This is a genomic window from Streptomyces sp. B1866 (assembly GCF_031932565.1).
In the GTDB taxonomy this organism is placed as follows: domain Bacteria; phylum Actinomycetota; class Actinomycetes; order Streptomycetales; family Streptomycetaceae; genus Streptomyces.
The window spans coordinates 1-21,925 of the sequence record NZ_JAVSCF010000093.1; the positions used below are offsets into that span (position 1 = coordinate 1).

22 protein-coding genes are annotated in these 21,925 nt (G+C 76.1%); 17 read left to right on the plus strand and 5 right to left on the minus strand.

From position 1 onward, the window contains the following. From RKE29_RS14650 to RKE29_RS14690, 9 genes are all read left to right on the plus strand, one after another. Positions 1–496 (plus strand): helix-turn-helix transcriptional regulator (locus tag RKE29_RS14650; RefSeq protein WP_312005702.1); only part of this gene is annotated, 496 nt, incomplete at its 5' end. Positions 497–759: 263 nt separating this feature from the next. Beyond that, positions 760–1,428, plus strand: coding sequence for a SchA/CurD-like domain-containing protein (locus RKE29_RS14655; RefSeq protein ID WP_312005703.1), 669 nt, complete (start codon positions 760–762; stop codon positions 1,426–1,428). Between the two features lie 70 nt (positions 1,429–1,498). Continuing rightward, the gene (locus RKE29_RS14660) at positions 1,499–1,912 is read left to right on the plus strand and encodes a cupin domain-containing protein (protein ID WP_312005704.1); all 414 of its coding nucleotides are present in this window, start codon (positions 1,499–1,501) and stop codon (positions 1,910–1,912) included. Beyond that, on the plus strand, positions 1,909–3,174 hold the full coding sequence (locus RKE29_RS14665) for a beta-ketoacyl-[acyl-carrier-protein] synthase family protein (RefSeq protein ID WP_312005710.1): 1,266 nt from the start codon (positions 1,909–1,911) through the stop codon (positions 3,172–3,174). Before RKE29_RS14660 ends, RKE29_RS14665 begins: the two co-directional genes overlap by 4 nt. A 43-nt stretch (positions 3,175–3,217) precedes the next feature. Next, positions 3,218–4,495 carry a ketosynthase chain-length factor gene (locus tag RKE29_RS14670; protein ID WP_312005711.1) on the plus strand — a complete coding sequence of 426 codons (1,278 nt, stop codon included), beginning with the start codon at positions 3,218–3,220 and terminating at the stop codon, positions 4,493–4,495. Positions 4,496–4,527: 32 nt separating this feature from the next. Beyond that, complete coding sequence (locus RKE29_RS14675; RefSeq protein WP_312005714.1) at positions 4,528–4,809, plus strand: acyl carrier protein; 282 nt, start codon at positions 4,528–4,530, stop codon at positions 4,807–4,809. Next, positions 4,806–5,273, plus strand: a complete 468-nt coding sequence (locus tag RKE29_RS14680; protein ID WP_312005716.1) for an SRPBCC family protein — start codon at positions 4,806–4,808, stop codon at positions 5,271–5,273. Before RKE29_RS14675 ends, RKE29_RS14680 begins: the two co-directional genes overlap by 4 nt. A 60-nt stretch (positions 5,274–5,333) precedes the next feature. Continuing rightward, positions 5,334–5,675 (plus strand): TcmI family type II polyketide cyclase, encoded by a 342-nt coding sequence (locus RKE29_RS14685; protein WP_312005717.1) that lies wholly within the window; start codon positions 5,334–5,336, stop codon positions 5,673–5,675. 20 nt (positions 5,676–5,695) lie between these two features. Next, positions 5,696–6,757, plus strand: coding sequence for a methyltransferase (locus tag RKE29_RS14690; RefSeq protein WP_312005719.1), 1,062 nt, complete (start codon positions 5,696–5,698; stop codon positions 6,755–6,757). Positions 6,758–6,771: 14 nt separating this feature from the next. Here RKE29_RS14690 and RKE29_RS14695 read toward each other — a convergent pair whose 3' ends face one another. Further along, the gene (locus RKE29_RS14695; RefSeq protein WP_312005720.1) at positions 6,772–8,220 is read right to left on the minus strand and encodes a lipase maturation factor family protein; all 1,449 of its coding nucleotides are present in this window, start codon (positions 8,218–8,220) and stop codon (positions 6,772–6,774) included. A gap of 327 nt (positions 8,221–8,547) precedes the next feature. On the opposite strand from RKE29_RS14695, the gene rfbB reads away from it, so the two are divergent. From rfbB to RKE29_RS14725, 6 genes are all read left to right on the plus strand, one after another. Further along, on the plus strand, positions 8,548–9,522 hold the full coding sequence (rfbB, locus tag RKE29_RS14700; protein WP_312005721.1) for a dTDP-glucose 4,6-dehydratase: 975 nt from the start codon (positions 8,548–8,550) through the stop codon (positions 9,520–9,522). Between the two features lie 95 nt (positions 9,523–9,617). After that, positions 9,618–10,484 (plus strand): DNA-formamidopyrimidine glycosylase family protein, encoded by an 867-nt coding sequence (locus RKE29_RS14705; RefSeq protein WP_312005723.1) that lies wholly within the window; start codon positions 9,618–9,620, stop codon positions 10,482–10,484. A 195-nt stretch (positions 10,485–10,679) separates the two neighbouring features. Beyond that, entirely contained in the window at positions 10,680–11,894 is a 1,215-nt protein-coding gene (locus RKE29_RS14710; RefSeq protein ID WP_312005725.1) for an FAD-dependent monooxygenase, read from the plus strand. A gap of 202 nt (positions 11,895–12,096) precedes the next feature. Further along, complete coding sequence (locus RKE29_RS14715) at positions 12,097–13,413, plus strand: NAD(P)/FAD-dependent oxidoreductase (protein WP_312005727.1); 1,317 nt, start codon at positions 12,097–12,099, stop codon at positions 13,411–13,413. Between the two features lie 105 nt (positions 13,414–13,518). Beyond that, positions 13,519–15,357: a transketolase gene (locus tag RKE29_RS14720; RefSeq protein ID WP_312005728.1), complete on the plus strand. Its 1,839-nt coding sequence runs from the start codon at positions 13,519–13,521 to the stop codon at positions 15,355–15,357. A 72-nt stretch (positions 15,358–15,429) separates the two neighbouring features. After that, on the plus strand, positions 15,430–16,503 hold the full coding sequence (locus RKE29_RS14725; protein ID WP_312005729.1) for an NAD-dependent epimerase/dehydratase family protein: 1,074 nt from the start codon (positions 15,430–15,432) through the stop codon (positions 16,501–16,503). A gap of 308 nt (positions 16,504–16,811) precedes the next feature. On the opposite strand, the gene RKE29_RS14730 is transcribed toward RKE29_RS14725, so the two are convergent. Then, on the minus strand, positions 16,812–17,051 hold the full coding sequence (locus RKE29_RS14730) for a dodecin (protein WP_312005736.1): 240 nt from the start codon (positions 17,049–17,051) through the stop codon (positions 16,812–16,814). A 117-nt stretch (positions 17,052–17,168) separates the two neighbouring features. Then, entirely contained in the window at positions 17,169–17,630 is a 462-nt protein-coding gene (locus tag RKE29_RS14735) for a universal stress protein (RefSeq protein ID WP_312005730.1), read from the minus strand. 112 nt (positions 17,631–17,742) lie between these two features. On the opposite strand from RKE29_RS14735, the gene RKE29_RS14740 reads away from it, so the two are divergent. Beyond that, positions 17,743–18,600, plus strand: coding sequence for a metallophosphoesterase (locus RKE29_RS14740; protein WP_312005731.1), 858 nt, complete (start codon positions 17,743–17,745; stop codon positions 18,598–18,600). 46 nt (positions 18,601–18,646) lie between these two features. On the opposite strand, the gene RKE29_RS14745 is transcribed toward RKE29_RS14740, so the two are convergent. Beyond that, the gene (locus tag RKE29_RS14745; protein WP_312005732.1) at positions 18,647–20,302 is read right to left on the minus strand and encodes an acyl-CoA dehydrogenase family protein; all 1,656 of its coding nucleotides are present in this window, start codon (positions 20,300–20,302) and stop codon (positions 18,647–18,649) included. Between the two features lie 64 nt (positions 20,303–20,366). Between RKE29_RS14745 and RKE29_RS14750 the strand changes: the two genes are divergently transcribed. Beyond that, positions 20,367–21,236: a PaaX family transcriptional regulator C-terminal domain-containing protein gene (locus RKE29_RS14750; RefSeq protein ID WP_312005733.1), complete on the plus strand. Its 870-nt coding sequence runs from the start codon at positions 20,367–20,369 to the stop codon at positions 21,234–21,236. Between the two features lie 48 nt (positions 21,237–21,284). Here RKE29_RS14750 and RKE29_RS14755 read toward each other — a convergent pair. Next, the coding region (locus RKE29_RS14755) for a peptidoglycan DD-metalloendopeptidase family protein (protein WP_312005735.1) at positions 21,285–21,925 on the minus strand (641 nt) is incomplete at its 5' end.

Below are 21,925 nucleotides of genomic sequence, written 5' to 3' on the forward strand. Positions count from 1 at the left end.
GCTGCGCCGGGCGGCCGACGAGCACGCCGACCCGTGGGCCCGCGCCTCCGCGGCCGAGGACGTGGGCTCGGCCCCCGGCTGCGACCGGGACGCCGCCGTGGACGCGCTGGACCGGGCCATGGCCGGGTACGCCCGCCTGGGCGCCCAGCGGGACGCCGCCCGGGTGCGCCGCCGGCTGCGCCGGGCGGGGGTGCGGCGGCGGCACTGGACGCCCGCCGAGCGCCCCCGTTCGGGGTGGGCGAGCCTGACCGACACCGAGCGGGCCGTCGCCTGCCTGGTGGCCCAGGGCATGACGAACCGTCAGGCGGCGGCGCACATGTTCCTGTCCCCGCACACCGTCGGCTTCCACCTGCGGCAGATCTTCCGCAAGCTCGGCATCCGCTCCCGGGTCGACCTCGCCCGCGGCTTCCCCGACGCCCCCTTCGACGCCGCCCCGCCCCCCGGCGCCGGCCACCCCGGCGGCGCCGCGCCCCCGCCGGCCGCCGACGGCGCCTGACGCGCCCGCACGCCGGCCACCCCGCGCCGTGCCACCCCGCCCCGTGCCGCCTCGCACCGTGCGACCCCGCCCCGCGCCGCGCCCGCGTGCCCTGAGCGGACCGACCCGCGGGCGGCGTCGGCCTTGTGCGAATCCTGTCCGCTTCCTGAGCGGAGGTGTGCAGGCTCGGTCCATCGGACGTCCTCGCGGACGGCCGGGAGCTCCACCCCGTACGCGCCGGATCCGCACACCCACCGGGAGGTCTGTCGATGGAGCGGGTGGCTTTGGGAGTCCCCGTGGCGCCCGGCAACGAGTCCCGGACGGCGAGGCTGCTGGGCCGGCTCGGCCAGGCCGCCGCCGACCGGGGGCTCGCGGGCCCGCCCGCGACGCTCACCGCGCCCGGCCGCGTCCTGCACGTCCAGGCCGCCGCCGGCGGACTGGACGGGCTCGTCAGCCGCCTCACCGCCGACGCCGCCGCCTCCGGCGCGCTGCGCGCGCTGTGCGACATGCCCGGCTCCCTGCCGACCGCCTCCTACCTGGTGCGCGCCCGGCTCACCCGCTGCGCCCACTACGCGCACTCCGAGCCGACGCCGCCCGGCGTGCACCGCCGCGCGCTGCTGTACCCGGTGCGGCCGGGCCGGGGCCGTGAGCTGCGCCGCGTGCTGGCGGCCGGAGTCGCCCCCGGCACGGCCCGGCACCTGGCGTCGTCTCTGGTCAGCAGCACGGTCTTCGGCGCCGGCGACACCGTCGTGCGGTTCTGGGAGGCCACCGCGGCGGCCCGGGAGGAACTGGACAGCCTCGCGCGCGTCGTCCCGTACTCCGGCCTCGGGGCGCGGCTGAACCGGCTGCTGGCCACCGGACACGACCTCACCACCGACAGCGGGTTCCGCGCGTTCTTCACCGGCTGCGCGATGACCCCGGTCCACGGTACGGGCGCCCCCGCCCAGTCCTGACCCGGCGCGGCGCCCGGCCCGGCGCCTGCCAGGAGACCCACCCGTACGCCGTCAAGTCCCAGGAGGAAGCGTGAGCCCCCAGGATGTCGCCGTCGTCAGCCTCGACGACGCCCAGCCCAACCGCCGGCGCGGCGGAGACCTGCGTACGCTGCTCAGCCCCAAGACGGTCGGCTCCACCTCCGGCTTCCTCGGCGTGGCGCTCATCGAGCCGGGCGAGTACGTCGCCGAGCACTACCACCCGTACTCCGAGGAGTTCCTGTTCGTGGTCCGCGGCGAGCTGGCCGTCGACCTCGACGGCGAGGCGCGGGCGCTGCGCGAGGACCAGGGGCTGATGATCCCCGTCGGCATGCGCCACCGGGTGCGCAACACCGGCACCGTGCAGGCCAAGCTCGTCTTCCACCTCTCGCCGCTGGCGCCCCGCCCGGAGCTGGGCCACGTGGACACCGAGACCGTCACACCACGCGTCGCCGAGGAGGCACGGTGACGCGCCCCGTCGTCATCACCGGGATAGGCGTGGTGGCACCGGGCGCGATCGGCACGAACGGCTTCTGGAAACTGCTGACCGACGGGCGCACCGCGACCCGGCGCATCACCCTGTTCGACCCCGCGGGCTTCCGCTCCCAGGTGGCGGCCGAGTGCGACTTCGACCCGGCCGCCGAGGGCCTGACGCCGCAGGAGATCCGCCGGATGGACCGGGCCGCGCAGTTCGCGGTCGTGGCCACCCGCGAGGCGCTGGGCGACAGCGGCCTGGCCCCGGGCGGCCTGCCCGCGCACCGCACCGGCGTGAGCCTGGGCAGCGCGGTCGGCTGCACCACGGGCCTGGAGGAGGAGTACGTCGTGCTCAGCGACGGCGGCCGGCTCAGGCTGGTCGACCACCGCTACGGCGTCCCGCAGCTGTACGGCTACATGGTGCCCAGCACGCTGGCCGTGGAGACCGCCTGGGCGTGCGGCGCCGAGGGGCCGGTGAACCTGATATCCACCGGGTGCACCTCCGGGCTCGACGCCGTCGGCTACGGGCAGCAGCTCATCGCCGAGGGCACCGCCGACGTCATGATCGCGGGCGCCACCGACGCGCCCGTCTCGCCGATCACCTCCGCCTGCTTCGACGCCATCAAGGCCACCTCGCCCAACAACGACGACCCCGAGCACGCCTCCCGGCCCTTCGACGGCAACCGGGACGGCTTCGTGCTCGGCGAGGGCGCGGCCGTGATGGTGCTGGAGCACCGGGACCGCGCCCTGGCCCGCGGCGCGCACGTCTACGCCGAGATCGCCGGCTTCGCCAGCCGCAGCAACGCCTTCCACATGACCGGTCTCAAACCCGACGGCCGGGAGATGGCCGAGGCCATCCGCGTCGCCCTGGACCGGGGCCGGCTCGCCCCGGCCGACATCGACTACATCAACGCGCACGGCTCCGGCACCCGGCAGAACGACCGGCACGAGACCGCCGCCTTCAAACGCGGCCTGGGGCAGCGGGCCCGCGAGGTGCCCGTCAGCTCCATCAAGTCCATGATCGGGCACTCGCTCGGCGCGATCGGCGCCATCGAGATCGCCACCTGCGCCCTGGCGCTGGAGCACCAGGCCGTGCCGCCCACCGCCAACCTGCACACCCCCGACCCCGAGTGCGACCTGGACTACGTGCCGCTGACGGCCCGTCAGCACACCATGGACGCGGTGCTGTCCGTCGGCAGCGGCTTCGGCGGCTTCCAGACGGCGATGGTGCTCACCCGCCCCGGGAGGCAGCGGTGACGGCCGGCNCGGCGATGGTGCTCACCCGCCCCGGGAGGCAGCGGTGACGGCCGGCACCGCCCTGCCGCCGGAGACGGCCGCACCGCCGCGCGCCGCCACCGCCGTCGTCACCGGCCTGGGGATCGTCGCGGCCAACGGCATCGGCACCGAGGAGTACTGGTCGAACACGCTGCGCGCGGTCAGCGGCCTCCGCCCGATCAGCCGGTTCGACGCCTCCGGCTACCCGGTGCGGCTGGCCGGCGAGATCCCCGCCTTCCGCACCCGCGAGCACATCCCCAGCCGCCTGGCGGTGCAGACCGACCGCTGGACCCACATGGCGCTGGCCGCCGCCGACGCCGCCCTCGCCGACGCCGGCGCCGACCCCGCCGAACTGCCCGAGTACGACATGGCGGTGGTCACCTCGTCCTCCTCCGGCGGCACCGAGTTCGGCCAGAACGAGATCGAGCGGCTGTGGTCGCGCGGCCCGCGGCACGTGGGCGCCTACCAGTCCATCGCCTGGTTCTACGCGGCCACCACCGGCCAGATCTCCATCCGGCACGGCATGCGCGGCCCGTGCGGCGTGGTGGCCGCCGAGCAGGCCGGCGCGCTCGACGCCCTCGCGCACGCCCGCCGCGTGCTGCGCGAGGGCGCGCGGCTGGTGGTCAGCGGCGGCACCGACGCCTCGCTGTGCCCGTACGGCCTGGTCGCCCAGCTGTCCACGGGCCGGCTGAGCACCTGCCGGGAACCGGACCGCGCCTACCTGCCCTTCGACGCCCGCGCCCGCGGGCACCTGCCCGGCGAGGGCGGCGCGCTGCTGATCGTGGAGGAGGCGGCCGCCGCGCGGCGGCGCGGCGCCCGGCGGCCCTACGGCGAGATCGCCGGCCACGCCGCGACCTTCGACCCGCCGCCCGGCTCGGGCCGCGAGCCGGGCCTGCGCCGGGCCGTGCTCGGCGCGCTGCGCGACGCCGGCACGCGGCCGGAGGACGTCGACGCGGTGTTCGCCGACGCCGCGGCCGTGCCCGACCTGGACCGCGCCGAGGCGGACGTGCTCGCCCGGGTCTTCGGCCCGCGCGGCGTGCCCGTCACCGCCCCCAAGTCCCTGACCGGCCGGCTGTACGGCGGCGCGGCGCTCGACGTCGCCACCGCCCTGCTGTCCATCCGGGACGGTGTCGTCCCGCCCACCGCCGCCGCGGTCGTCCCGCACCCGGACCACCGGATCGACCTGGTCGTGGGCGAGCCGCGCCCGCTGCCGGTCCGCACGGTCCTCGTGGTCGCCCGCGGCCACGGCGGCATGAACGCCGCCCTGGTCGTACGGGAGGCGGTGGCGGACGGCGGGGCCTGACAGCACCCGGACCCGGCCAGTCAAGGAGAGAGATGACCGAGTTCACCATCGAGGACCTCAAGCGCATCATGCACGGCAGCGCGGGCGGCGGCGACGACGCGGAGGACGCCGGGTACGCCGACGCCGACTACCCCGACACCGAGTACGCCGCGCTGGGCTACGACTCGCTGGCCGTGCTGGAGATCCAGTCCCAGATCGAGAACACCCTGGACCTGACGCTGCCCGACGACGCCCTCAGCCGCATGAGGACCCCGCGGGACACCGTCGCCGTCGTCAACGCCTGCCTCGCGGGCGAGGAGGGAGCCCTCACATGACCGAGGACCGCGCGCGCACCGACAACTCCATCGTCGTCGACGCCCCGATCGACCTGCTGTGGGACATCACCAACGACGTCGAGTCCTGGCCGCGGCTGTTCAGCGAGTACGCCAGGGCCGAGATCCTGCACCGCGAGGGGAACACCGTCACCTTCCGCCTGACCATGCACCCGGACGAGGACGGCATCTCCTGGAGCTGGGTGTCCGAGCGCACCGCCGACCCGGCGACGTACACCGTCCGCTCCCGCCGGGTGGAGACCGGGCCGTTCGCGTTCATGGACATCTTCTGGGAGTTCACCCCGGCCGACGGCGGCGTGCGGATGCGCTGGGTGCAGGAGTTCCACATGAAGCCCGAAGCGCCCGCCGACGACGCGGCCATGGCCGAGCACATCAACCGCAACACCAGGATCCAGATGGAGCTGATCCGCGACCGCGTGGAGGCACGAGCCCGCAGCGCCACCTGAGCCCGCCCCGACGCGCCACGCCGGGACCCCGGCACCCCCGACACCCCCGAGGAGACCCCCATGGCCACGACGTTGATCGTCGCCCGGCTGAAGCAGCCGGGCAGCGAGGCCGCGATCAGCCGCCTGTTCGCCGAGTCCGACGGCACCGAACTGCCCGACCTGGTGGGCGTGCGGGAGCGGCGGCTGCTCACCTTCCGCGACCTGTACTTCCACCTCGTCCAGTCCGACGAGCCCCTGGCCAGGCGGCTCACCCCCCAGCACGACCACCCGCTGTTCCAGTCCATCAGCCAGGCGATGGACCAGTACGTCACGCCGTACGACGGCGCCTGGGGCAGCGTCCAGGAGGCGTCCGCCCGGCAGTTCTACCACTGGCAGCGCGACGCCGGCGTCCGGCAGCCCTGAGCGCCGCGGAAGGGACCCCGATGGGCAGCACGAGAGGCGACGAACCCGTGACCGAGACCACCTACGCTCCCGAGCTGGCGACCGCCGCCCGGGTGAAGGAACTGGCGATGGGCCTGTGGGTCTCCGCCATGATGATGACCGCCGTCCGGCTCCGCGTCCCCGACGAGATCGACGACAAGCCCGTCGAGGCGGCCGAACTGGCCGCCCGCCTCGACCTGCACCCCGGGGCGCTGGCCCGGCTGCTGCGCGCGCTGGCCGCCCACGGCGTGTTCGAGGAGGCCGCCGAGGACCGCTTCGGGCACACCCCGCTGTCCCGCGTGCTGCGCGAGGACGACCCGCACAGCGTGCGCTACCAGGTGCTGTGGACGGTCGCCCCGTGGACCTGGCGGGCCTGGCCGCACCTTGAGGACGCGGTGCGCACCGGCGAGCGGGTCTTCCCGGGTCTGTACGGGAAGGAGTTCTTCGCGTACCTGTCCGAGGACGCCCCGGAGTCCGCCGAGATCTTCAACCGGGCGATGACCCAGTCCAGTTCGTACACCTCCGACATGGTCGCCGGCGCCCTGGACCTCACCGGGGTGCGGGTCGCGGTGGACGTCGGCGGCGGCCGCGGCCACCTGCTGCGCACCCTGCTGGAGCGCCACCCCGCCCTGCACGGCGTGCTGCACGACCTGCCGTCCGTGGTCGCCTCGGCCGACCCGGCCCTGCGGCCGGGCGGCGAGCTGGCCGGGCGGGTGCGGCTGGTCGGCGGCAGCTGCCTGGACGGGGTGCCCTCCGGAGACCTGTACATCCTGAAGAACCTGCTGGAGTGGGACGACGAGCGGACCGTGGCCACCCTGCGGAACGTGGCCGCCGCGCTGCGCACCGGGGGCCGCGCGGTGCTGGTGCAAAACCTCGTCGACGACAGCCCGGAGCCCAAGGTCACCACCGGCATGGACCTGCTGCTGCTGCTCAACGTCGGCGGCCGGAAGCACACCCGGCGCCACCTGGTCCGGCTGCTGGCCGAGGCCGGCCTGGAGATCCGCGAGGTGCGGCCCACCGCGAGCAGCCTGTTCGTCATCGAGGTGGCCCGCGTGGCCGCGTAGCCCGGTGAAGGCCCTCACCGGGGCCCCGCGCCGCCGGGCCGGTCCAGCGAGACCGGGGGCAGGAAGTCCCGCACCAGGGTGCGGTGCCACCAGGCGCCGGTGGCACGCCGCTCCGCGCGGGTCGTGAAGCGGTACCGGTACAGCCGCGCGCGGACGTGCACCGGCGGCGCGTCCGGGAAGGGGCACGCCCGCAGCAGCCGCAGCGTCGCCCGGTCGCCCTCCAGCAGGCGGGTGACCAGCGGCGCGAACCACTGGCGGGCATAGGCCGGGGAGAGCCCGGCGAACCACATCAGCCAGTCCAGACGCAGGTGGTACGGGGCGAACTGGCGCGGCAGGCGGCGCACGTCGCCCGGCTTGCCCCGGAACTCGTACTCCTTCCACACCGTCCCGGGCGTGACGACCGGCTCGTCGGTGCCCTCGATCACCACCTCCCGCCGGCTGCGGCTGACGCTGCCGAAGGCGCCGTAGGTGTTGACCAGGTGCAGCGGGTTGAACGAGTAGTTCATCACCTGCCCGCCCGAGGCCAGGTTGCGGGCGGGCCAGTAGCTCAGCACGAGCACGAGCGCGGTCACAGCGAGCACCACGCCCTCGTACCAGGCCGGCGCGGCGGGCAGGGCGGGCGGGTCGGGCAGCGGCAGGACGGCCGCGGCCGCCCGCCCGTCGACGGCCGCGAGCGCGAGCAGAACCGTCAGCCAGTTCAGCCAGGCGAAGTTGCCGGACGCCACCAGCCACAGCTGCGTGACCACGACGGCCCCGGCCGCCGCGCTCGCCACCGGCTGCGGGGTGAACAGGGCGAGCGGCACCAGGAGTTGGGCCACGTGGTTGGCCGCGGTCTCCACCCGGTGCAGCCGCGCGGGCAGGTGGTGGAAGTACCAGCTCAGCGGGCCCGGCATGGGCTGCGTCTCGTGGTGGTAGTACAGGCACGTCAGGTCCCGCCAGCAGCGGTCGCCGCGCATCTTGATCAGCCCGGCGCCGAACTCGACCCGGAACAGCAGCCAGCGCAGCAGCCACAGTACGAGGACCGGCGGGCCGACCCGCTCGTTGCCCAGGAACACCGCCAGGAAGCCCGTCTCCAGCAGCAGCGACTCCCACCCGAACCCGTACCACACCTGCCCGACGTTGACGATCGACAGGTACAGCAGCCACAGCGCCGCCCACGCCGCCATCGCCGCGCCCAGCGGCGCGTGGTCCGCGGCCCCGGCGGCCAGCGCCGCGGCCAGCGCGGCGCCCAGCCACGCGCAGGCGGCGAAGAAGCCGTCCGAGTAGTGCAGGTGGAACAGGCTGGGGGAGCGGCGGAAGGGCACGCGCGCGGTGAACCGCGGCACCGGCAGCATGCCGCGCGCGCCGATCAGTGCCCGGAACTGCGCCGCGGCCGCGACGAACGCCACCAGGTAGACGACGGCGAGCGCGCGCTGGAAGACCAGCCTGCTCAGCCAGTAGCCGGATGCGGTGAACCACTCCACGCCCGCTCCCGTCCGCGTCGACCCGCTGCGCCTGCGCTATCCGTATCACCTCCGCCGACCGCGGCCCGCGCACGCGGGCCGTCGGCCGGCGCCGGTTCATCCGGTCGGCAGCCCGGTGCGCGCCGGGCGGGGAGCGCCGCCCGGCCGGTACGCGCGGGTGCTGCGGACCTGGCCGGTACCCGCGGTTAGCCTGCTGGCGAGGAGAATCACCGTCCGGAAGGGATCCGCCGGCGCCGGCGTCGGCCGTGAACCGGGTCTCCGGCGGCCAGGACCGGCGGCGGAGCCCCGGGGGACAGCGCGGACCGAAGACCGCTGAGAGGGGGTCCAGTGCGCATCGTGGTGACCGGGGGCGCGGGCTTCATCGGCTCCCACTTCGTACGACAGGCGCTGGCGGGCGCCTATCCGGCCTGCGCGGACGCCGAGGTCGTGGTGCTCGACAAGCTCACGTACGCGGGCAACGAGGCCAACCTGGCCCCGGTGGCGCACCATCCGCGGCTGCGCTTCGTCCGCGGCGACATCTGCGACGCGCCCCTGGTGGCCGCGGTGCTGCGCGGCGCCGGCCTGGTGGTCCACTGCGCCGCCGAGTCGCACGTCGACCGGTCCATATCCGGCGCGGAGGAATTCGTCAGGACCAACGTGCTGGGCACCCACACCCTGCTCGCCGCGGCCCTCGCCGCCGGGGTGGCGAAATTCGTGCACGTCTCCACCGACGAGGTCTACGGGTCCATATCCGGCGGGTCGTGGAGCGAGGACGCGCCCCTCAACCCCAGTTCCCCCTACGCCGCCTCGAAAGCGTCCGCCGACCTTCTCGCGCGCGCCTTCCACCGCACCCACGGCCTGCCCGTCTGCGTCACCCGCTGCTCCAACACCTACGGGCCCTACCAGCACCCCGAAAAGCTCGTTCCGCTCTTCGTGACCCACCTGCTGGACGGCAGGCGGGTGCCGCTGTACGGCGACGGGCGGAACGTGCGCACCTGGCTGCACGTCGACGACCACTGCCGGGGCGTCGCGCTGGTGGCCGAAAAGGGCGAGCCGGGCGAGGTGTACAACATCGGCGGCGGCACCGAGCTGACCAACCGCGACATCACCGGACTGCTGCTGGAAACCCTCGGCCACGACTGGTCGATGGTGCGCCACGTGCCCGACCGCAAGGGTCACGACCTGCGCTACAGCGTCGACTCCGGGAAGATCTCCGCACGGCTCGGCTACCGGCCCGCCGTGCCGTTCGCGGAAGGGCTCGCCGAAACCGTCGCCTGGTACCGGAACAACCGCGCCTGGTGGACACCGCTCACCCGCGCGTGACCGCACGAGGGCGTCACCGTGCGCGGGCAGCGGCGCCCGGCGCGCCGGGCGGCCCCACCGGTTGCCCGGCCCCGCGGGCGCGGCAGACTGGAGGCATGCCGGAGCTGCCCGAGGTCGAGGCCCTCGCCGCGCTGCTGGCCGAGCGCGCGGTCGGCCGGGAGATCGCCCGCGTGCACCCCGTCGCGGTCAGCGTGCTCAAGACGTACGACCCGCCGCTGACCGCGCTCGAAGGGCGCGCCCTCACCGCGGTGCGCCGGCGCGGCAAGTTCCTGGACCTGACCGCCGGCGGGCCGCACCTGGTCGTCCACCTCGCCCGCGCGGGCTGGCTGCGGTGGAAGGAGGGCCTGCCGCAGGCGCCGCCGCGGCCCGGCCGCGGCCCGCTGGCCCTGCGGCTGCGGCTGGCCGGGCCGGAGGGCTACGGCTTCGACCTCACCGAGGCCGGCACCCGCAAGGGGCTCGCCGTGTACTGCGTCCACGACCCGGAGCAGGTGCCCGGCGTGGCCCGGCTCGGCCCCGACCCGCTGGACCCGGACTTCACCCTCGACGGCTTCGCCGGGCTGCTGCACGGCGCCCGGCACCGGATCAAGGGCCTGCTGCGCGACCAGAGCGTCCTCGCCGGCATCGGCAACGCCTACTCCGACGAGATCCTGCACGCCGCCCGCATGTCCCCCTACCGCATCGCCGCCGACCTCACCGAGGAGGAGACCGCCGCCCTGTACGAGGCCATGGGCACCGTACTGCGGGACGCGGTCGAGCGCTCCCGCGGCCTCGCGGCCGAGGAGCTGAAGGCGGAGAAGCGCGGCGGCATGCGCGTGCACGGCCGCGCCGGACAGCCCTGCCCGGTGTGCGGCGACACGGTGCGCGAGGTGTCCTTCCAGGACTCGGCGTTCCAGTACTGCCCCACCTGCCAGACCGGCGGCCGTCCGCTCGCCGACCGCAGGATGTCCCGCCTGCTGAAATAACGCATCCCGCGCGTACCCGACCGTAACCCGGCGCGCCCGGAAGACCGTCCGGCACACGGGACTGGACGCCGTCGCCGGTGCCCTGATAGCGCTGTGCCGACGGCGTCGTCCAGCTGTTCCCCGACGCCCCGCCAAACCTCCCCACGGGTCGGTCTCTTCGCCGTTTCCGCCCCTTCTGCCACACTTCGGAGCACCATGACCCATGCCCTGATCATCGGCGGCGGTGTCGCCGGCACCGTCACCGCCATGGCCCTGCGGAAGGCCGGGATCGACGCGACGGTCTACGAGGCGCGCCCGGCCGACGCGGCCGACACCGGCGCGTTCCTCGTCCTGTTCGCCAACGGGCTGGCGGCGCTGCGCGCCGTCGGCGCCGACGGGCCGGTCCTGGAGCGCTCCTTCCCCGCCACCCGCGTCGACTTCGTCAGCGGTACCGGCAAGCACCTGGGCGGCCGGCTCCTCAGCGGCGTACGGGAGGAGGGCGACACTGCGGCCCGCACGCTCAAGGGCGCCGTCCTGCACCGGGCGCTGCGCGAGGAGGCGGCCCGCCGGGGCATAGACATCGTGCCCGGCAAACGGCTGCTGGCCGCGCACACCGCGCCCGACGGCCGCGTCGTGGCGTCCTTCGCCGGCGGCGGGCGCGCCCAGGGCGACCTGCTCGTCGGCGCCGACGGCACCCACTCGGCCATCCGCCGGCTCATCGACGCCGCCGCGCCCCGGCCGCGCTACACCGGCCGGATCACCGTGTGCGGCTACACCCCGGCCGGCGGCCCGTCCCTGGCCCGGGACGCGTACACCATGGTCTACGGCCGGCGGGTGCTGTTCGGCGGCACGGTGGCGCCCGACGGCGCGGTCTGGTGGTTCGCCAACGTGCCCGCGGATGAGATGACCCGGGCCGAGATCGCCGCCGTCACCGCCGCGCAGTGGCGGGAGCGGGTGCTGGCCCTGCTGGCGGAGGACGACACCCCGGCCGCCGCCGTGGTGCGCGCCTCGGACGACTCCGTCGCCGGCTTCCACGCCTACGACCTCGCCTCCGTGCCCACCTGGTACCGCGACTCCACGGTCATCGTCGGGGACGCGGCGCACGCCCTCGCGCCGAACGTCGCCCAGGGCGCCTCGCTGGCCATGGAGGACGGCGTCGTCCTCGCCAAGTGCCTGCGCGACCTGCGCCGTCCGCGGCACGCCTTCGCGGCCTACGAGCGGCTGCGCCGCGAACGGGTCGAGCGGGTGGTGGCAGCCAGCGCGGACCAGGCCCGCCGCAGCACGCCCGGGCCGGTGGGCCGCGCCCTGCGCGACGCGATCCTGCCGCTGCGGCTGGAACGGGCCCGCGGCGACGCCGAGGACTGGCTCACCGGCTACCGCGTCGACTGGGACGAGCCGGTCCCCGGGGCCCTGGCGGGCCAGCGCAGGTGACGCCCCCGCGACGTCCCGGCTGACCGCCGCCCGGCCGGTCCGCACCGGCCGGGCGGCGGCGGGCGGCCCCGGGCGGCCCGCGCCGGGCCGGCGCCGGGGCTGCCGGCCGAGGGTTTGGCCCCGGCCGCCACGGGCACTTGGAGCGTCCCGGCCGGCTGCCGCCGGTCGCGGCCGTGACGGACGTACGCCTGGGGAGACGCGCGTGAAGCCAGCCCGCATCGTGATCGTCGGAGCCGGGTTCGCCGGCTTCCACGCCGCCCGAGCCCTGTCGCGCAGACTGCGCGGCGCGGCCGAGATCACCCTGATCAACCCCAACGACTACTTCCTCTATCTGCCCCTGCTGCCCCAGGTGTCGGCCGGCGTGCTGGAGCCCCGCCGGGTGTCGGTGTCCCTCACCGGCACCCTGCCGCACGTGCGCCTCGTGCTCGGCGAGGTCGACTCGGTGGACCTCGACGCGCGCCTGGTGCGCTGGCGCGACCCGGAGGACGGGCGCGGGGAGACCGGCTACGAGCGGCTCGTGCTGGCCGTCGGCAGCGTCAACAAGCTGCTGCCGATCCCCGGCGTCGCCGAGCACGCGCACGGCTTCCGCGGCATGCCCGAGGCGCTGTACCTGCGCGACCACATGACCCGGCAGATCGAGCTGGCCGGGACCGCGGGCGACCCCGCCGAGCGGGCCGCGCGGTGCACGTTCGTGGTGGTCGGCGCCGGGTACACCGGCACCGAGGTGGCCGCCCACGGCAAGCCGTTCACCGACGCGCTGGCCCGCGCGAGCGCCGCCACGCGCGGCGGGCCGCCGCCGCGCTGGCTGCTGCTCGACATCGCCCCGCGCGTGCTGCCCGAACTGGACGAGCGCCTGTCCCGCACCGCCGACCGGGTGCTGCGCAAGCGCGGCGTGGAGGTCCGCACGAAGACGTCGGTGAAGGAGGCCACCCACGAGGGGGTGCTGCTCGACGACGGCGAGTTCGTGGCCACCCGGTCGCTGATCTGGTGCGTCGGCGTGCGGCCCGACCCGCTCGTGGCCGACATGGGCCTGTCGGCCGACCGGGGGCGGCTGTGCGTCGACCCGTACCTGACGGTGCCCGGCCACCCGGAGGTGTTCGCCTGCGGCGACGCGGCCGCCGTGCCCGACCTGAACCGGCCCGGCCAGGTCACGCCCATGACCGCGCAGCACGCGCAAGCCCAGGGCAGGCTCGCCGGCCGCAACGTCGCCGCCTCCCTCGGCCACGGCTCCCCGCGCCCGTACCGCCACCGCGACCTGGGCTTCACCGTCGACCTGGGCGGCGCGCAGGCCGCCGCCGACCCGCTGCACGTGCCGCTGTCCGGCCCGGTCGCCAGCGCCGTCACCCGCGGCTACCACCTCGCGGCCATGCCCGGCAACCGGATCCGCGTCCTGTCGGACTGGCTGCTGGACGCGGCGCTGCCCCGGCAGGGCGTGCAACTCGGCCTGGTGCGCTCCTGGTCGGTGCCGCTGGACACCGCGACCCCGGAGCTGGCGCGCGTGCCGGGCTGCCCCGAGTGACCGCCGGCGCGGCGCCTTGACGCCCCGCCACCCCGGGCCCGTCCGCGCCGCCCGGCCCCCGGACGCCGCGCGGACGGCCCCAGGAAGACCCCCGGAAGGACGGACATGCGAGACGAACAGCTCAGCGAGCTCGGCCAGCAGCTGCGCGTGGACTCGGTGCGCGCCGCCGCGGCCGCCGGATCCGGCCATCCCACCTCCTCGATGTCGGCGGCCGACCTGATGGCCGTGCTGCTCGCCCGCCACCTGCGCTACGACTTCGGCCACCCCGGCCACCCCGGCAACGACCACCTGGTGTTCTCCAAGGGCCACGCCTCCCCGCTGCTGTACGCCCTGTACAAGGCCGCCGGCGCGATCGGCGACGAGGAACTGCTCACCTTCCGCGCGCTCGGCAGCCGCCTGGAGGGCCACCCCACGCCCCGGCTGCCGTGGGTGGACGTGGCCACCGGGTCGCTGGGCCAGGGGCTGCCCGTCGGAGTCGGCCTGGCCCACGCCGCCGCCCGCCTGGACCGGGTGCCCAGCCGGGTGTGGGTGCTGTGCGGCGACAGCGAGCTGGCCGAGGGCTCGGTGTGGGAGGCGTTCGAGCACGCCGGGTACGAGCGGCTGGACAACCTCACGGCCGTCGTGGACGTCAACCGGCTCGGCCAGCGCGGCCCCACCCGGCACGAGTGGGACCTGGCCGCCTACGCCCGCCGCGCGCACGCCTTCGGCTGGCACACCGTCGAGATCGACGGCCACGACTGCGCCGCGATCGACCGCGCGTACGGCGAGGCGCTGTCCACCTCCGGCCAGCCCACGGCGATCCTCGCGCGCACCCGCAAGGGCCGCGGCGTGGCCGCGGTGGAGGACCGGGAGGGCCACCACGGCAAGCCGGTGCCCGACGCCGACGCGGCCGTCGCCGAACTCGGCGGCGTACGCGACCTGCGGGTGTCCGTCCACGCACCGCCGCGGGTCAGCCCGGCGTGGCCGCCGCCCGCCCGCCCCGTGGTGCTGCCGCGCTACGACGTGGGCGACACGGTCGCCACCCGCAACGCCTACGGGCAGGCGCTGGCCGCCCTCGGCGCCGCGCGCGGCGACGTGGTCGCGCTGGACGGGGAGGTCGCCGACTCCACCCGCGCCGAGTCCTTCGCCACCGAGCACCCCGACCGGTACGTCGAGTGCTACATCGCCGAACAGCAGATGGTGGCCGCCGCCGTGGGCCTGCAGGCGCGCGGCTGGGTGCCGTACGCGGCCACCTTCGCCGCGTTCCTCACCCGCGCCCACGACTTCGTGCGGATGGCCGCCGTGAGCTCCGCGAACCTCAACCTCGTCGGGTCGCACGCCGGCGTGGCCATCGGCGAGGACGGCCCCTCCCAGATGGGGCTGGAAGACCTCGCCGCCTTCCGCGCCGTGCACGGCAGCACCGTCCTGTACCCGTGCGACGCCCACCAGACCGCGCGCCTGACCGCCGCCATGGCGGACCGGTCCGGCGTCCGCTACCTGCGCACCTCCCGCGGCGGCACGCCCGTCATCTACGGACCCGACGAGCGGTTCCCCATCGGCGGCAGCAAACTCCCGCGCGCCTCGGACGAGGACCGGGTCACCGTGGTCGCCGCGGGCGTGACCGTGCACGAGGCGATCGCGGCCGCGGACCGGCTCGCCGCCGAGGGCGTCCGGGTGCGCGTGGTGGACCTGTACTCGGTCAAACCGGTGGACGCCGAGACCCTGCGCGCCGCCGCCGACCAGACCGGCTGCCTGATCACCGTGGAGGACCACCACCCCGAGGGCGGCCTGGGCGACGCCGTCCTCGACGCCTTCACCGACGGCCGCCCCGTGCCCCGCCTGGTCCGGCTCGCGGTGCGCACCATGCCCGCCTCGGCCACCCCGGCCGAGCAGCTGCGCGAGGCGGGCATCGACGCGGACGCCATCGCCGCCGCCGCCCGGACCCTGGTGGGCGTGGCGGCCTGAGCGCCGGGCGGCCCGCTTTTCAGGGCGCAGGCAGGGGGAACCCGCGAGAGCCGGGGAGAAGGAGTGAGAACCATGGGCACTGCGCACGGCAGGCGGATCGTGGTCGTCGGGGCCACGGGCAACGTCGGCACGAGCGTCCTGAAGGCGCTCGGCGAGGACCCCGGCGTCACGTCGATCGTCGGCGTGGCCCGCCGCGTACCCGACTGGACCCCGGTGAAGACGACGTGGGCCCGGGCCGACATCGGCCGGGAGGACACCGACCTGGTCCGGCACTTCGAGGGCGCCGACGCGGTGGTCCACCTCGCCTGGCTCTTCCAGCCCACCCACGACCCGGCCCTCACCTGGCGCACCAACGTGCTCGGCGCGGTCCGCGTCTTCGAGGCGGCCGCGGCCGCCGAGGTGCCGGTGCTCGCGTACGCCTCGTCCGTGGGCGCGTACTCGCCCGGGCCGGGCCGGCGCACCGTCGACGAGTCCTGGCCCACCCACGGCTGGCCGGAGGCCGCCTACTGCCGCGAGAAGGCCTACCTGGAGCGGGTGCTGGACGGGTACGAGCGGGAGCATCCGCAGATCCGCGTGGTGCGCATGCGGCCCGGCTTCCTGTTCAAGGAGCAGGCCGCCGCCGAGCAGCGGCGCCTGTTCATGGGCCCCCTCGTCCCCCGGCGGCTGGTCCGCCCGGCCCTGCTGCCGGTCGTACCGGACGTCTCCGGCCTGTACTTCCAGGCCCTGCACACCGACGACGCGGCCGACGCCTTCCGGCGCGCGCTCACCCGGGACGTGCGCGGCGCCTTCAACCTCGCGGCCGGCCCGCCGATCGACGCGCGCGTGCTCGCCGAACTCCTCGGCGCGCGCGTGGTGCGCCTGCCGCGCGCCGCCGCGCGGCGGGCCCTGGCCGCGGCCTGGCGGCTGCGGCTGGTGCCCGCCTCGCCGGACCTGTTCGAGGCGGTGCTGCGGCTGCCGCTGATGGACGCGAGCCGCGCCCGAGCCGAACTGGACTGGCGCCCGCGGCACACCGGAGTGGAGGCGATCGAGGAGTTCCTGGGCGGGCTGCGGAGCGGCGCGGGCATGGAGACCGCCCCGCTGACCGCCCGGACCCCGGCGGGCCGCTGGGGCGAACTGGTCCGCACGCGCGTGGGCCGCACCCCGTAGCCCGGCTACGGCCGTAGCCGGGCGGCCGTCGCGCCGCGCCGTGGGCCGGGTCCCGCGCCGGTCACCGCGTGGCCGCCCCCGGGCCGCCATGCGGACCCGTGACCGCCGTCTCTCGAAACCCCTCGGCCGACTCCCGTACGCTGCTGTGCAGCCGTGCGCACGGCCGCACGGCAGCGCGACGGGACTGACGAGGGACCAGGACGGACGGGGGGACCGGCGGATGGGGCATGCGCGGAGCGAGAGCGGTCGGCGGACGGGAGCCGCCCGTGGCTGAGTCCGCGGGACCGGCCCGCAGCGCCGGTCCGCGCTCAGGACGCCGCGTCGCCCGGCCCCGCATCCGTGTCCTCCAGGCGGAAGCCGACCTTCAGTCCCACCTGGTAGTGCGCGATCCGGCCGTCCTCCAGATAGCCGCGGATCTGCGCCACCTCGAACCAGTCCAGGTTGCGCAGGGTCTGCGCCGCGCGGCCGATGCCGCTGCGGATGGCGTCGTCCAGGCTGTCGGGCGACGTGCCGACGATCTCGGTGACCCGGTAGGTGTGGTGCGGCATGGCGGCCTCCCAGAAGACGGCGGGGACGATCCGGTCGTCACCTCCACCGTGCCGCACCGCGCGCGGGCCCGCGACCGGGACGCCGCCCCGCGCGGGCGGCGCCGCGCACCGGCGCCGCTAGGGCACGACGGTCACCGGCCAGTGCCCGGACTTCACCAGCCGGACCGCGACCGAGCCGACGAGGCGGTGCCCGGCGTGCTCCGACGCGCCGACCACCACCGCGTCCGCCTTCAGCTCGTCGGCCGCGGAGGCGATGCCGCTGTACGGGTCGCCGCGCAGGGTGTGGAACTCCCAGCGCACCTCGAACGCGCCGTGCAGCCGGTCCGTCGCCTCCCGCAGCTCCGCGAGCAGCTGCTGGGCGACCTCCTCGGTGGTCTCGGCCACGGCGGCGCCCAGCGCCGCGCTCCCGGCCAGCACCGGCTGCACGTACACCACGACGAGCAGCGCGTTCTGCCGCCGGGCCAGTCCCGCGGCGTACGCGGTGGCGCGCCACGAGGAATCGGAGCCGTCGAGCCCGGCGAGAATGACCTTCGGGCCGTCCGTACCGCGTTCGAAGGACGCGGGAAGCCTGTCCACCACAGTCGCGAGGTTATCCCGGCCGGCCGCTCACCGGTCACCCGGCCCCCGCCGGGCCGCCCGCCGGCGACCCGACGCATCCCGACCGCCACCGCACCGTACGACAGGAGAGACAATGGGCGGCACGCACCGAGGTGAACTCCTCGCCATCAGCGACCTGCACGTGGCCTACGCGGAGAACCGCGCCATCGTGGAGCGCCTGCGGCCGGGTTCCGACGACGACTGGCTGATCGTCGCCGGGGACGTCGGCGAGGTGTTCGCCGACATCGAGTGGGCCCTCGGCCTGCTCGCCTCGCGCTTCGCCAAGGTCATCTGGGCGCCGGGCAACCACGAGCTGTGGTCGCACCCGAAGGACCCGGTGGAGCTGCGCGGCGTGCGGCGCTACGAGGCGCTGGTCGAGATGTGCCGCGCCAAGGGCGTCGCCACCCCGGAGGACCCCTACCCGGTGTGGGAGGGCGGCGGCGGCCCGCTGGTCATCGCGCCGCTGTTCCTGCTGTACGACTACTCCTTCCGGGTGCCGGACCTGAACCCGTCCACCAAGGAGGCGGCGCTCGCGCACGCGCACGAGGCCGGCGTGGTGTGCACCGACGAGTACTTCCTGCACCCCGACCCGTACCCCACCAGAGACGCCTGGTGCCGGGCCCGGGTGGAGCAGACGCGGGCCCGGCTGGAGGCGGTGGACCCGCAGGCGCGCACCGTGCTGGTCAACCACTGGCCGCTGACCCGGCTGCCCACCGAGGTGCTGCGCTACCCGGACTTCGCCCTGTGGTGCGGGACGGAGCTGACCGCCGACTGGCACGTGCGCTACCGGGCGGCCACCGTCGTCTACGGCCACCTGCACATACCGCGGATCACCGAGGAGGACGGGGTGCAGTTCCAGGAGGTGTCGGTCGGCTACCCGCGCGAGTGGAAGCGCAAGGGCTGGCTGCCGGACGACCCGCTGCGCCGCGTGCTGGCCGTGCCCGTGCCGTGAGGCCCGCCCGGCGCCCGGCCCGCCGCGGCCGGCCGGTCGGGGCTCCTCACCGGCCGTCCGCGGTCTGCTTCAGGCGCGCCCGCTCCAGGATGGGGCCGAGGTCCGCGCCGGGCGGCAGGGTGCCGAAGGCGTGCCCCCAGTCGCCGCCCAGCCGCGTCGCGCAGAACGCGTCGGCGACCGCCGGGTGGCTGTGCCGCACCAGCAGGCTGCCCTGCACCAGGAGCGTGATCTGCTCGGCCAGCCGGCGGGCGAGCAGCTGGGCCCGACCGGGGTCGGCCAGCTCCGGCAGCAGGCCGCGCAGCCGGGCGGCGGCCGCGTCCAGCCGCGCGTCGGCCCCGGCCGCCGCGTCCACCTCGGCGAGCACGGCGTCCAGCGCGCCGTGCTCGCGGCCGAGCACGCGCAGCACGTCCAGCGCCGCCACCGTGCCCGAGCCCTCCCAGATCGACAGCACCGGCGCCTCGCGGTAGATGCGCGGCATGCCGGAGTCCTCCACGTAGCCGTTGCCGCCCAGGCACTCCAGGGCCTCGGCGGCGTGCACGCTGCCGCGCTTGCACACCCAGTACTTGCCCGCCGCGAGCGCCAGCCGCCGGAAGGCCGCCTCCGACGCGTCGCCCGCCCGCGCCCGGTCCAGGGCCGCCGCGAGCCGCAGGCCCAGCACCGTGGCCGCCTCGGACTCCACCGCCAGGTCCGCCAGCACGCCGCGCATCGCCGGCTGGTCGATCAGCTCGGCGCCGAAGGCCCGCCGGTGCGCGGCGTGGTGCAGGGCCTGCCGCAGGCCCGCGCGCATGCCCGCGGCCGAGCCGAGCACGCAGTCCAGGCGGGTCATGTTGACCATCTCCACGATGGTGCGCACGCCCCGGCCCGGCTCGCCGACCCGCCAGGCCACGGCCTGCTCGTACTCGATCTCGGCGGACGCGTTGGAGCGGTTGCCCAGCTTGTTCTTCAGCCGCATGAGCCGCATCGGGTTGCGCGTGCCGTCGGGCAGCACGCGCGGCACCAGGAAGCACGTCAGGCCCTCGGGGGCCTGCGCCAGGGTGAGGAAGACGTCGCTCATCGGCGCGGAGGTGAACCACTTGTGGCCGGTGAGCAGGTACGTGCCGTCGCTTTCGGGCACCGCCCGGGTGGTGCCCGCGCGCACGTCCGAGCCGCCCTGCTTCTCCGTCATCGACATGCCGGCGACCAGGCCGCGCTTGCCCAGCGGGGGCCGCAGCCCGAAGTCGTAGTCGCGGGAGGCCAGCAGCGGCTCGTACGCGGCGGCCAGCTCCGGCTCGGCGCGCAGGGCCGGCACGGCCGCGTACGTCATGGACACCGGGCAGCCGTGGCCGGGTTCGGCCTGGGCGAAGACGTAGAACTTCGCCGCCCGCACCAGGTGCGCGCCCGGGCGCTCCTCGGCCCAGGGCGCCGCGTGCTGTCCGCTGCCGACGGCCGCGGCCATCAGCTGGTGGTAGGCGGGGTGGTACTCGACCTCGTCCACGCGGTGGCCGTACCCGTCGTGCGTGTGCAGCACCGGCGGGTGCTCCTCGGCCAGCCGCGCCCACTCCCGCACCTCCGCCGAGCCGGCCCGCTCGCCGAGCCGCCGGACCTCCTGCTCGCCCCAGGCCCCGCCGTCGCGCCGCAGGGCCTCCAGCAGCGCCGGCTCGTCGGCCGTGCTGAAACCGGTCAGGGGCGGGGCCTGGTTGAGGACCTCGTGGGTGGGGCTCATGATCCGACCTCTCGGTGACGGCGCGGCGCGGCGCGACCCGGCTGGGACCCTTACACTTAACATCATGCGTGATGAGGCGGCCGTAATGAACACCGGCGGCGGCACCCGCCCGGACACCGCGCCCCGCGCCGCGCCCGCCACCGGCGCCGACGCCGACGCGGCGGCCGCGCACACCGCCGCGGGCCCCGGCGTGTCCCACGCGGCGGCGCCCGCGCGCCCGCGCCCGCTGACCGCCCGGTCGATCGTGCTCAGCACGCTGCTCGGCCACCACCCGCCGCGGCTGCCCGCCCGCGCCCTGGTGCGCGTCGGCGCCCTCTTCGGCGTGGCGGAGGGGTCCGTACGGGTCGCCCTGACCCGCATGGTGGCCGCCGGCGACCTGCGCCACCACGGCGGTGCCTACCAGCTCACCGAGCGCCTGCTGGCCCGCCAGGCGTGGCAGGACGACAGCCGCGCGCCGCGCACCCGGCGCTGGGACGGCGGCTGGGAGATCGCGGTCGTCACCTCCGAGCGCCGCGACCCGGGGGAGCGGGCGGCGCTGCGCCAGGCGATGGCCGCGCTGCGCCTGGCCGAACTGCGGGAGGGCACCTGGCTGCGCCCGGCCAACCTGGTGCGGACCCGACCGCCCGTCGTCGCCGGGCAGTGCGCGCTGTTCACCGGCGCGCCCGAGGGCGACCCGGCCCACCTCGCGGCCCGGCTGTGGGACCTGGACGGCTGGGCGCGGCAGGCGTGGAGCCTGCGGGACGCGCTGGAGCGGGCCGAGGGGCCGGCCGACCGGTTCACGGCCGCGGCGGCCGTGCTGCGGCACCTCCTGGCCGACCCGGTGCTGCCCGCCCGGCTGCTGCCCGGGGACTGGCCCGGAGTCGCGCTCCGGCGCGCCTACGACGCCTTCGAGCGCGACTTCCGGGCGCTGCTGGCGCGGCTCACCGCGGACTGAGCGGACCGAGCGCCCGCGCGGACCGGGGCGCCCGCGCGGCCGCCCGCGTCACAGGCTGACGCCGCGCCCGCGCAGGTAGCCGATCGGGTCGATATCCGAGCCGTAGGCCGGGCCGGTGCGGATCTCGAAGTGCAGGTGCGGCCCGGTGACGTTGCCGGTCGAGCCGGAGCGGCCTATCTGCTGGCCGGTGGCGACCTGCTGCCCCGCGCGGACCGACACCTGCGACAGGTGCCCGTACTGGCTGTACCGGCCGTCGGGGTGGCGTATCACCACCTGGTAGCCGTACGAGCCGCCCCAGCCCGCCGACACCACCCGCCCGGTGTGGACCGCCTTGACCGACGTGCCGATGCCGACCGGGAAGTCGACGCCGGTGTGGTAGCCGCTGGCCCAGTGGGAGCCCGCCGTGCCGTACGCGGTGCTGGGGCTGACGCCGCTGACCGGTGCGACGTAGCCGGTGCTCGTGCCGTGCGGCGCGCTGTGGTGCCGGGGCGCGCTGTGGTGCTTCGCCGGGGCCTGGCGCCTGGGCTCCTGGTGCTTGGGCGCGGTGTGGTGCTTGGGCTCCTGGTGCTTGGGCGGGGCCTGGCGCCTGGGTTCCTGGTGCTGGGGTGCGGCGGGCGGCGCGGTGCGCTGCCGGGGGACCGCCGGCGCGGCGCCGGTGCGCTGGCCGGCCGCGGGCCGGGGTGCGCCGG